General features: G+C 59.9%; 9 protein-coding genes and 1 pseudogene. 4 read left to right on the top strand and 6 right to left on the bottom strand.

From position 1 onward, the window contains the following. The 4 genes and pseudogenes from RMO95_RS22790 to RMO95_RS22775 all read left to right on the top strand — a co-directional run. Positions 1-833 (top strand): GntR family transcriptional regulator (locus RMO95_RS22790; RefSeq protein WP_310452991.1); only part of this gene is annotated, 833 nt, incomplete at its 5' end. Positions 834-1,797: 964 nt separating this feature from the next. Then, on the top strand, positions 1,798-2,235 hold the full coding sequence (locus RMO95_RS22785; RefSeq protein ID WP_310452990.1) for a tyrosine-type recombinase/integrase: 438 nt from the start codon (positions 1,798-1,800) through the stop codon (positions 2,233-2,235). A gap of 116 nt (positions 2,236-2,351) precedes the next feature. Continuing rightward, positions 2,352-2,579: pseudogene (locus RMO95_RS22780) on the top strand (tyrosine-type recombinase/integrase); the annotation flags it as partial. 285 nt (positions 2,580-2,864) lie between these two features. Further along, positions 2,865-4,733 carry a hypothetical protein gene (locus RMO95_RS22775; RefSeq protein ID WP_310452988.1) on the top strand — a complete coding sequence of 623 codons (1,869 nt, stop codon included), beginning with the start codon at positions 2,865-2,867 and terminating at the stop codon, positions 4,731-4,733. A 760-nt stretch (positions 4,734-5,493) separates the two neighbouring features. On the opposite strand, the gene RMO95_RS22770 is transcribed toward RMO95_RS22775, so the two are convergent. From RMO95_RS22770 to RMO95_RS22745, 6 genes are all read right to left on the bottom strand, one after another. Next, positions 5,494-5,688, bottom strand: coding sequence for a hypothetical protein (locus tag RMO95_RS22770; protein ID WP_310452987.1), 195 nt, complete (start codon positions 5,686-5,688; stop codon positions 5,494-5,496). Next, a complete protein-coding gene (locus RMO95_RS22765; protein WP_310452986.1) occupies positions 5,685-6,161 on the bottom strand; it encodes a hypothetical protein in 477 nt (158 codons plus the stop codon). Before RMO95_RS22765 ends, RMO95_RS22770 begins: the two co-directional genes overlap by 4 nt. Further along, positions 6,161-6,544: a hypothetical protein gene (locus RMO95_RS22760; RefSeq protein WP_310452985.1), complete on the bottom strand. Its 384-nt coding sequence runs from the start codon at positions 6,542-6,544 to the stop codon at positions 6,161-6,163. The genes RMO95_RS22765 and RMO95_RS22760 overlap by 1 nt, the downstream gene beginning before the upstream one ends. A gap of 1 nt (position 6,545) precedes the next feature. Then, a complete protein-coding gene (locus tag RMO95_RS22755; RefSeq protein WP_310452984.1) occupies positions 6,546-6,944 on the bottom strand; it encodes a RidA family protein in 399 nt (132 codons plus the stop codon). Further along, positions 6,941-8,569 carry an AMP-binding protein gene (locus RMO95_RS22750; RefSeq protein WP_310452983.1) on the bottom strand — a complete coding sequence of 543 codons (1,629 nt, stop codon included), beginning with the start codon at positions 8,567-8,569 and terminating at the stop codon, positions 6,941-6,943. Before RMO95_RS22750 ends, RMO95_RS22755 begins: the two co-directional genes overlap by 4 nt. A gap of 122 nt (positions 8,570-8,691) precedes the next feature. Beyond that, a complete protein-coding gene (locus tag RMO95_RS22745; RefSeq protein ID WP_310452982.1) occupies positions 8,692-10,659 on the bottom strand; it encodes an FAD-dependent oxidoreductase in 1,968 nt (655 codons plus the stop codon). Positions 10,660-10,824 lie beyond the last annotated feature (165 nt).

Here is a 10,824-nt window from a genome sequence, read left to right as displayed (position 1 = left end):
GCAGGGCTCCACTTATCGCCGTGGAAATTCTGTCCAATCAAACGGGGCCGGCTCTCGCAAGGCATATGGAAAACAATAATCGCGACGCACTCGGCAACGCATTGATGGAATCGGAACCGCTCTACAGGCAGGTCAAGAGCAACATGATCCGGAGCCTGACCGAAGGCGAATGGATGCCAGGAAAAATGATTCCGAGCGAAGCGAAGCTGGCCAAACGTTACGGTGTAGGCATCTCCACCATTCGTGCGGCAATCAGCGAACTCGCGGCGGCGAAGGTTCTGGTTCGCAAGCAGGGCAAAGGCACCTTTGTGTCGCCCCATACCGAGGAGCGCAGCCTCTATCGGTTCTTCCACGTGGTGAAGGACGATGGTGTAAAGGAGCTTCCGATATCCGAACTGGTCTCGATGAAGAAAGGACCACCGGGGAATCGCGTGGCCGACATCCTTCAGTTACCACGCTCGCCGCGCGAGTCGGAGGTATTCAGGATTCGCAACATCCTGCGCGTCTCCGGACATCCGGTGGTGGTGTCCGACGTGATCATTCCAGCGGCCCTCTTTGGCGGCCTTAATGCCAAAATCATACGCGAGAGCGGTACCACGCTGTACGCGGTGTACCAGAGCCGCTATGGGATCAACATCATCCGCACAGCCGAACAGCTCCGTGCGGTGAAGGCGGATCAGGGGGTGGCGGAAATTTTTGGGATACCAGCGGGCGACCCGGTGCTCGAAGTCCAGCGAATTGCATACACCTTCAATGATCTGCCGATCGAGGTGCGCCGCAGCTGGGTAAATACGACGGACTTCCACTACCTCATCGACCAAGGCGGAGAATAAAGTGCGGCCTCGCGTGGGCCGACGTAACAGTCCGTCGTGAGCTAGATACCCGCTTGGCGGCACCTTGGATTCCATCGCAAAGATGAAGGCCGTAACGTGATGGAAGGGAAAGTAGACTGACGATACTCATCGGCTTTCCAAAGTTCTCCGTTGCTTGCTGCGGACTCCAGTGCAGTTAATCATCCAGCCCGACGACGACGTCACAATGTGCTCGCAGTTGACTGCCTGCCTGAATGGCTACAAGTGAACCGGTTTGACGCTTCAGGAAACGGAAATTTGGAACGACAGCACCGGTTACACCATCAACAGCCGTCGAGTGACAGCAAAAAGCCGAGCTGTTGTCCGATCGCTGGCTGAACCGCAGGTCCGCTTTCCGATCTGTGACCGGACCTTCGGTGGAGAAAATCCCCTACGATCTCGATGACCGCTCCTGGCCGCTATGTAGAGGTTTACATAGCGGCCACTATGCACAGTTTGAAACTATGCACAGGAATTGCCGTATTCGCCGCAATGGCGGGCGCTCCAGAGGGAAGCGCTGCACATAGTTATTGAGTTTTATGGAATCCCAAAAGCGTGCCTTGACCCCGGAACCGCCTCAAGCAGATTAAGGCTCATTAGGCAGAGCACACCCGCCTGTTTGTCATGACACCTGTCACCGCAGGGTGGTGGCGGTGAGTGGCGCTTCGGCGCTTAACTCGTATCGCAAATGCATTATCCTCGTCGTCGGCCCGTTGCAAATGCATCCCCGTGCTCTCTAGCGGGGAAACTATGTACAGATTCCCATTGGTGCTCCTCGCCAGAGGCAACACCCCGCCTGAATTGCCACGGCTTTACTCCTGCGATCTGGACATAGTTGCGAACTGTGCATAGTGGCCGATTGTACGCACCCAGCATCCAATCCGAAAGCCGCCCTTCGCCCAGAAGTAGAACAATCAGACTCCGATCAACAACGAAGGAGTCTGTCATGGAATCTACTCGTCACTTGGAACCCTGGAACAAAGGCAAGCTGGTTGGACAGAAGCCACCTTTGAAGCCGAAGGACATCTGGGCCATTCGGATTCAGCTTCAGAATGCACATCAGGTTCGAGACTTGGCCATGTTCAATCTCGCAATCGACAGCAAGCTTCGGGGCTGTGATCTCGTCAATTTGCACGTTCGAGATATCACCCACGGTAACCAGATTCTGGCCCGAGCAATGGTCGTGCAGCGAAAAACGCAACGGCCGGTACAGTTCGAGCTGACAGAGCCCACCAGGGCCGCTGTCGCCGCGTGGATAGAGAAAGGGAAGTTGAAGCCGGAGCAATTCCTGTTTCCTAGCCGTCATTCCAAATCGCCCCATGTCTCAACTCGACAGTACGTGCGCATTTCGCGGAACGTGACCGCTGATTTCGCGTCATCGTGACCGATGGCGGGATGCTGCATGGATCTGGATAGATGTTACATCAATCGGTCACGCTCGCCGTGAAACGGCGGTCACGCATTGGCGAAATCACCGGTCACGATCGCGCGAAATACGCACAGTACGCGCGGATCGTCCATCATTGGGTTGCTGCTATCGGGCTCGATTCGACGGTCTATGGCACCCATACCATGCGGCGCACCAAGGCGACACTGATCTACAAACGGACCAAGAATCTGAGGGCAGTTCAGCTTCTGTTGGGTCACTCGAAGCTTGAAAGCACGGTTCGGTATCTCGGTATTGAAGTAGATGACGCCCTGGAGATATCTGAGCAGACTGAGATTTAGAGTCTTCATCATTTGGCGGTCGCCCAGTCACATCGTGCGACCGCTTTCTGGCACGATGCTCAATACGTGCAGTCGGCCAGAAGCGGCCGCAAGGCTGCTGGGAGCCAAAGTCGGCAACGAACCAAAAGAAGCCGCATACGTTGTATGCTGCTGTCTTTATCATCTGGCTGGCTCAATTTGAATATCTGTCCAGAACTAGGATTCCAACGAGTCGTTCTTTCGTTGAAATGCTCTACGCCAAGGATGTCGAGCTAAGTCCATAACTCCGCTCCATTACGATTTACGATGACTCGGTTGCTCAGAATTCTAATTTCCATCGCAGTGCTGTTGTTGAATATATCTTCTGCGCACGCAATAGGCGGTGCTGGTTGCCCAAATCCAATAGATACCCGATTGGGTCAGGCGCTTGATCATGGCTCCCCGTCGGCCGTTGAAAATATCCTGCTCGGGGCTTTGGAATACCATGAGAAGCAACTCGGCAGGTTCACGACGGACGCCACTCGAAAAGAATTTCGGCGCAAAAATACGCTTGAACTGCTGGATAGTCCTGCCAAGAGTGGTTGCTATACCGGACCTGTTCTGAATTTTGCTGCCAAGGGCGGGAATCTAGAGGTTGTGCGTTACCTACTCGGATCGCCACTAGGCATAACGCTGAACGTTCGTCCTGACACCTTGGCTACCGTATGCGACACCCACCATGTCTTTCACCGCGACACACCGGAAGAAATTGAGCGCCGCAAGGCCACCATCAATTTGCTCCTTGATTCAGGGAAAGTCGATATTCATGCTGTAGTGGGCGGGAAGACCATTCTCCAATGGTGCAAAAACCCCGACCTCATCCCCCTGCTCATTGAGCGCGGCGCAGACGTTAATGCGGAATACGACGGCCACAATTTGCTCGACGTTGCCGTAATGGATGCCGCCCAGGATTGGGGGGATGACTTCTTCAAGACGCGGCTCCGTGGCTTGGAGCGAGCGAAGATCTTCGCAAAACTCCTTCCCGCAACCATCGTGGGCCGGTTGGCAGAAAAGGAGGTCATGTCCTGGTGCACCCGGGGCGTCAACAGTACAGCATGGACCTCACATGCCTGCCGGGAGATGGCGACCTTCATCAAGGCTTCGCCAGGCGTGTTTGGTACCCCAGGGACAGAGAAGCCGAACTGCGATACTTCCGGCCTGGCTCTGCCCAAGGATTACTCAATCCTTGCGGCGGGTGCATATTCCGGGCGCGAACTGTCGTTCCAAATTGACCAAAGTGGATATATGGCTCACCAGGTCGATGCCACGGTAAATAGCCCGGAAAAACCTGTGGTGCTGATGCTTGGTGGTTCCAAGCCGATCATCTGGAGCATCAAATGGTCCCCTGGAACGAAGATCCTGGCGGTCGTGGTCAGTGGATCTTCTCGTCAGGCGGTTGCGGGTTTGGAGCCAACTGTCCGGGTACTGAATAGCTCCTCTGATTTGGTGCCGAATCTAAATCCGAACAGAGCGCACGATGGGCTTCTAAGAATTGTAGGCCCGTGCGGAGAATGGACCGGCCAGTTGGCAAACCACGACTACTTTAACCTCGAGGATGTAGACCTCGTTGCGCGGCACCTATTCAGGCGACCTGCCGAGCACAAATATCGCGCCACGGATGGTCAAGTGCTCATTGGGAATCCATTGAAGACCGGCGCCGAATGGCTTAACTCCCCGGCAACAACACCAATGTCTTTCTATGACAAGAACGCTCCAGTCGCTGGCCGTGCCGCACTAGATGTGGCAGTTCAAAAGGGCCAGATCAGGGCGGCAACAGAAGAGGATTTCGACGCGGTGAGAGCCTGGAGGGGGCAACCTATCAAGGGAGGCCCTTATAAAACTCCAAGTTCGCCGCCTGGTAAAGTGTATGTCGTCATCAATGGCGTTACCTATAGTCCACCGAGTCAATCTGAGGAAGTTAACGCGTATGTTGTGCTGAAACCTTTTGTCATTCCGGCCAATCTTCCCAACGGCGTAAGCTTAATCGTCCCCAAGGGCGTACCAAGGCCCACAGGTTTCTCTGGTTACATGGCCGTAACTGACATGAACGTCCCGTTGCCATCAGCCGGGCGAGCGGAACTCGAACAAGCCGTAAAGGCCGGCGCAACACATAAGTCCATGTCCATTGGTAACTGAATGTCTACAGATGTGCCTCGCATTTTGGGACGCGCGCGTTGAGTGCTGCCAATTCATGGCCTGACAAATCGCGTCACGATTGAGAATTTCAGCAACTGATCAGCCGCAGAAGTTATAAGTAAGTCGTGTTGAATCATTTACAGACGATTGCGGACTCTCGCCGCAAACAGGGCAACGTCAGCAATGGGTCGGTTGTGTGAGTTCACCGGCGCGAGAAGCTGCCGTTCGACGTGAATCTCATCTGAACGGCAGGTGATCCGCGCATTGCAGCCCGAGTCTGGCCAGATACCCAAGGTCGGCTATGGCCGATGACCGGGCCGGCCGCCATCGCCGTTGATTGGCTGGTTGCTGATCAGTTGCCAGTCGTCCGTATCGCGACGATTCTCGATGGCGCTACGTCTCTTCTGGCCGGTAGGTTGAGGTCGCAAGCGGCCGCTTCGTAGAACCCCGGTTCGTAAAAGGCTAATTTGGCTGACCGGCCGCTTTGGAGAAATCTGACCGGCCGGAATGGGCACGGAGCACTCATTCGCCGGTGAAGGACGCGGCCCTTCCGTTGGCCTGCAGCCTCAACGGTGGCAACCTGCCGGACACCGGCCGTTCAACTGACCCGACGCGAACGGCGGCTAAGGCCGGGAAGCCGCTTTCCAGTTCCGACTACAACCGAACGAGATTCGCCGAGCGTCGCCTGCGGCAATCCGTTGCCATCGCCCTTGAGGATTTCCCCCTGGCCTCGACAAGCCGGACCGATCAAGACAGCAGGCTACTTCGGATCGTCCCTTGGCGGCAGGGGCTTCGCCGCGAACTCGGCCGCTGCCTTCTGGAATTCGGCGATGGCTGCGTCGCTGATTTCCTCGCCGCATTCGTAGCAGTGGTTGCCGTTGGTTCTATCCACCCAGCGGCAGCCGCAATGATCGCAGGCCAGTTCCGGTGCGCCGCGCGGATTGATGAAAATCATCGGCAGGCGCCGAGGAAGGCCAGCCCGAGGGATTCGAGGAAATCCTCGTAGCCGGCATCCTGCAACTGGGCCTTGTTCTTGAACAGGAAGAACATGATGTTGCCGCGCCGGATCAGGCGCTTGATGGTCTTCAGCATGTCGCCGCCCAGTTCGGCCAGCATCGTGTCCATCGCCTCCTGGTCGGCCACCAGCAGAACGTCTACCCGGGTCGAGGAGATCCCGGCGAAACGTTCTATGCGTGCCGCCATGCCGCCGTTCTCGATTTCCCATGCCATCATGGGCACCTCGTTCACCACCCGCACGCCTTCGCTGCGTTTGCCGGGCAGGATGCCGGACGCCTCGCGCGAAACGAAGCCGAGCCGCGAACCGGCCTCCATCTCGACGAACAGTTCTCGCTGGCGATCGAGCATCGACTGCCACAGGCTCATGTCGCCGAACATTTCGCCGAGCATTGGATCAGTAGCGGTATTCATCAGTGTTTGGGTGTCGCCAGTTCAAGTGATTCGATGAAATCGAGCACGCCCGAGGCATCGAGCTCGTCGCGCGGGCGCAGGACAAAGGGCTTGATGTCGAGGCGCCGCACCAGGCGGGACATGATCGCCGTGCCGTCAGCGCCAACTTTCTCGATAGCCGTGTCGTTCATCACCAGCAACAGGCCCCAGTCGGCGGGATAGCGTCCATCGAAGGGCACCGGGCCGCTCGGCCGGGTGCCGCTGCCGGGCCACCAGAGCCAAGCCCACCCCTGCTTCGCGGAATGGTCATCGCCGCCGATGAAGGCGACCGCGAGCGGCGGCCCTGCGGCTTCCGTGACTTCGGGCATCCGCGCCAGCAGGCGCGACCATCGCTCATGGTCCAAGTCATGCGTCCGGAATGATGGCCGTCGCCTCGATTTCGACCTTGGCGCCCTTCTCCACAAAACCGGCGACCTGTACCGCGGTCATCGCCGCGCCGTAGGTGCCGATGATCTCGCGGAAGACGCGGCCCAAATCCTTTTGCGACACGTCGTACTCGTCCTTGTCGCCGAGGTACCAGGTCATGCGCACGATGTGTTCCGGGCGCGCACCGGCCTCGGCCAGGATGGCCACAATGTTCCTCAGGGCCTGTGCCGCCTGCCCCACCAGATCGTCGCAATGAAACTGGCACTGCCCGTCCCAGCCGACCTGTCCGGCGACAAACACCATTTGCCCACGCGGAGCAACCACGCCATGGCTGTAACCTTTTGCATCCATCCAGCCCGGCGGCAGCAGCTTCTTCATCGATTCTCTCCTTGATTGGTTTGACGCAGGCGGAAGCGTTGCAGCTTGCCTGTCTCGGTACGTGGCAGGGCAGCGGCGAATTCAACGCTGCGCGGATACTTGTAGGGCGCGATGCTCTGCTTGACGAAGTCCTGCAGCTCCTTGGCCGTCTCGGGCGTCGGGTCGATGCCGGGACGCAGCACCACGATCGCCTTGACGATCTGGCCGCGCTCCGCGTCGGCGACGCCGATGACGCCGCACTCGGCCACTTTCGGGTGGCGCAACAGGGCGTCTTCGACTTCCGGTCCGGCGATGTTGTAGCCCGCCGAGATGATCATGTCATCGGTGCGCGAGTGGTAGTGGTAGTAGCCCTCGGCATCGAGCGAATAGGCGTCGCCCGTGTAGTTCCAGCCGTCGATGACGTACCTGGCCTGGCGCTCGTCGGCCAGGTAGCGGCAGCCGGTGGGGCCCTTGACCGCGAGCTTGCCGACCTGGCCCACGGGCGCCGGGCGGCCGTTGTCGTCCATCACGCAGGCGATATAGCCGGGCACCACCTTGCCGGTGGCGCCGGGGCGCGCCTCCTTCTCGTCGGCGGAAATGAAGATGTGCATGAGTTCCGTGGCGCCGATGCCGTCGATCATCTCGATGCCGGTCGCCTCCTTCCATAGCACGCGGGTCGCCGCGGGCAATGCTTCGCCGGCCGAGACGCATTTCTTCAGCGTGCTGCCGCGCAACGGCCCGGCAATCGCGGCGATGGCGCGGTAGGAGGTCGGCGCGGTGAACAGGATGGTCGCCTTGTACTTAAGCACGGCGTCGACCAGATCCTGCGGTCCGCCCTGCTCCAGCAATACCGTCGAGGCGCCGATGGAGAGCGGAAACAGCAGCAGGCCGCCAAGGCCGAAGGTGAAGGCCAGCGGCGGCGTGCCCATGAACACGTCGTCCGCCGTCGGCCGCAGCACATGGGGCGGCCAGCAGACGCAGGAGGCCATGACGTCGCGATGGAAGTGCATGGTGGCCTTGGGCTGACCGGTGGTGCCCGAAGTGAAGGCCAGAATGCAGGTGTCGTCGCGCGCCGTATCGACATTGCGGAACTCGGCGGAATGCTTCGCCATCGCCGCTTCGAGACCGTCCGCCGAGGCGTCATTGAACCAGCGGATGTGCTTCAGTTCGGGCGACTCGGCGGCGGCCAGCTTGAGTTCCTCGGCCAGGCGCAGGTCGCACAGGGCATGGCTGACTTTGGCCTTGGCGATGACGTGCTTGAGTTCCTTGGCGCGCAGCAGCGGCATGGTGGCGACCGCGACGGCACCGGCCTTCATCACCGCGAACCAGCAGGCCGCCATCATCGGATTGTTGGGTGCGCGCAGCAGCACGCGGTTGCCCGGCACCACGCCGAGATCCTTCACCAGCACGTTGGCGATGCGGTTGGCCTGCGCCTGCAGGTCGGCGTAGGTCCAGCGCAGACCGGGCGCCTGGATGCAGACACGGTCGCCGCGCCCCTGCGCGACATGGTCGTCGAGCAGCGGATCGGCACAGTTCAGCCGCTCCGGAAACTTCAGCTCCGGCAGCTCGAAGAGGAACTCCGGCTGTTGAGCCGAAGACGGCAGGTTGTCGCCGGTGAAAGTGTCTATATGGGCGCTGTAGGGCATGTGACTCCTCCGCTGCTTGGCTACGTGCCGGCTTTGCCTGTAGGAGCCAGCTTGCTGGCGATATGCATTTCGCGAGCAAGCTCGCTCCTACGGAACGGATTCATATCCACGGCCACTCAATCCTAGATTCTTACACCGAGGCGATAGCCTTCCTGAATGGCCTGATCGAGGCCGCGCGGTACTGTGGCGTCGCCGCCGCCGTGCAACTCGTCGACCATCCACTGGAACTCGTGGAACAGGTCGTGATTAGCCTTGCGCGGACTGGACACGATCACGCTGTCGCAGGGAATGAACTGCTCGCCCTTGGGCGTCTTCACCGTCGCGCCTTCCTTGGTCACCTTGACCAGCTGCGCCAATGTCACGGTCTGGATGCCCAGCTCGTCCACCCAAGCGGTATGCCGCCACTTGAAGGTCGGCATGATGTCGCCGCCGATGCGTTTCTCCTTCTCCACCACGGTGACCTCGTGCCCCGCCTTGGCGAGGAATTCGGAGATGGTCAGGCCGATCATGCCGCCGCCTATCATCACCACGCGCTTGCCGGTCTTGACGCGGCCGTGCGCGACGTCCAGCGCATCGACCAGCAGTTCGGCACCTTCGAGGTACTGGAACACCGCCATGTCGGTGCGGGCGCCGGCCGCGACGATGCAGACGTCGTATTCGTGGAGCACGCTGCGCATGAACTTGGCGTTGGCTTCGGTGTTGAGGCGCACTTCGACGCCGAGCTTCTTCGCCATCACGCCGTAGTAGTCGATCACGCTTTGCAGGTCGGCGGGGCGGGCCAGGTCATTGGCGGCATAGGCGCCGAGCGCCCCACCGATCTTGTCGGCCTTGTCGAACACCGTCACCGTGTGCCCGCGCTTGCGGGCCGTGATGGCCGCCTCCATGCCGGCCGGGCCGGCGCCGATGATCATGATGCGCTTCTTCTCGGTAGCCTCGGTGACGTGGTACTCGGGCTCGACCTCGTGGCCCAGCATCGGGTTCATGGTGCAGGTGTAGGGCAGGTCGCGGAACAGCCGCGACAGGCAGTTGAGCGAACCGATGCAGGGACGCACTTCTTCCATGCGGTCCTCGGCGGCCTTGTGGATCAGTTCCGGATCGGCCAGCAGCGGGCGGCAGACTTCCCAGTAGTCGAACACGCCGTCCTTGACGCAGTCGTTGGCCATCGCCGGGTCGGGCAGGCGATTGCCGAAGGCGACCAGCACGTTGGGGAACATCTTCTTGGCTTTTTCGGAGAGGAAGTTCCAGTAGCCCGGCTCGACGTCGCGGCCGAAGGAGGATTCCGGCGCTTCCTGCCAGCCGACCGTGACCGAGATCATGTCCACGCCGCAATCGACGGCCTGCTGCATGAGTTCGAAGGACTCGTCCTGGGTGTTGCCGCCCCAGCGGTCCATCAGCTCGGCGCCATTGAGGCGAATGGACAGCGGGTTGTCCGGGGTGGCCTGCTTGATGGCGTCGATCAGTTCGCGCATGAAGCGGCCGCGGTTCTCGACCGAGCCGCCGTATTCGTCGGTGCGCTGGTTGGTGAAGCGCGAGTTGAAGTTGGCCAGCAGGTAGCCCATGAAGCTGGTGACCTCGGTGCCGTCGAAACCGGCGCGGATGGCGCGACTGGCAGCGTCGGCGTGCTGCTGGATAACGACCTTGATCTGGTCCTTGGTGAGTTCGCGCGGCGGACGGAAGTGCGGCAGGGTCTGCGGCACCACCGAGGGCTGCACGCAGTAGCCGAGGTCGATGCCGCCGTAGCGCCCGGCATGCAGAATCTGCTGCATCGCCATGGCGCCGGCGTCATGGATGTAGCGGGCGATCATCTCGAACTGCGGCAGGAACTTGTCGTCGTGGATGGCGATCTGGCGGAAATAGGACTTGCCCTCGCCCAGCGCATCGGGGTAGGCGCCCTGGTTGGTGATCAGGCCGCAGCCGGTGCCGGCGATGACGCGCACTCGCGCCAGTTCGCGCGGGGTGATGGTGCCGTCGCGGCCGTTGTAGTTCGAGACGCAGCAGGCGCCGTATTTGATCCGGTTCTTGACTTCGAACTTGCCGATTTTTCCCGGCTGGAACAGATGATTGAGCTTCACTTCGCCCGGTCTTGTCACTGCAATTCCTCCTTGTGGCCCGGCCTACGGCGGGCATTGAACTTCTCATTGGATACTGTATACATTACGTGCAAACGATGGGTCAGTCAAGCAAAAATCCGATGGCAAGCAGTAGTCAGTCAACAGGGAAAAGGCGCATTCCCTGTAGGAGCGAGCTTGCTCGCG

This window comes from Sulfuritalea sp., assembly GCF_031426875.1.
GTDB lineage: Bacteria > Pseudomonadota > Gammaproteobacteria > Burkholderiales > Rhodocyclaceae > Sulfuritalea.
This window is presented reverse-complemented; position numbering and strand designations above follow the sequence as displayed.

What these genes read in the sequence shown, in the direction of transcription:
- RMO95_RS22750 (WP_310452983.1), bottom strand. Translation starts at nt 8,569, where the DNA reads ATGCCCTACAGCGCCCATATAGACACTTTCACCGGCGACAACCTGCCG.
- RMO95_RS22765 (WP_310452986.1), bottom strand. Translation starts at nt 6,161, where the DNA reads ATGAATACCGCTACTGATCCAATGCTCGGCGAAATGTTCGGCGACATG.
- RMO95_RS22775 (WP_310452988.1), top strand. Translation starts at nt 2,865, where the DNA reads ATGACTCGGTTGCTCAGAATTCTAATTTCCATCGCAGTGCTGTTGTTG.
- RMO95_RS22770 (WP_310452987.1), bottom strand. Translation starts at nt 5,688, where the DNA reads ATGATTTTCATCAATCCGCGCGGCGCACCGGAACTGGCCTGCGATCAT.
- RMO95_RS22755 (WP_310452984.1), bottom strand. Translation starts at nt 6,944, where the DNA reads ATGAAGAAGCTGCTGCCGCCGGGCTGGATGGATGCAAAAGGTTACAGC.
- RMO95_RS22785 (WP_310452990.1), top strand. Translation starts at nt 1,798, where the DNA reads ATGGAATCTACTCGTCACTTGGAACCCTGGAACAAAGGCAAGCTGGTT.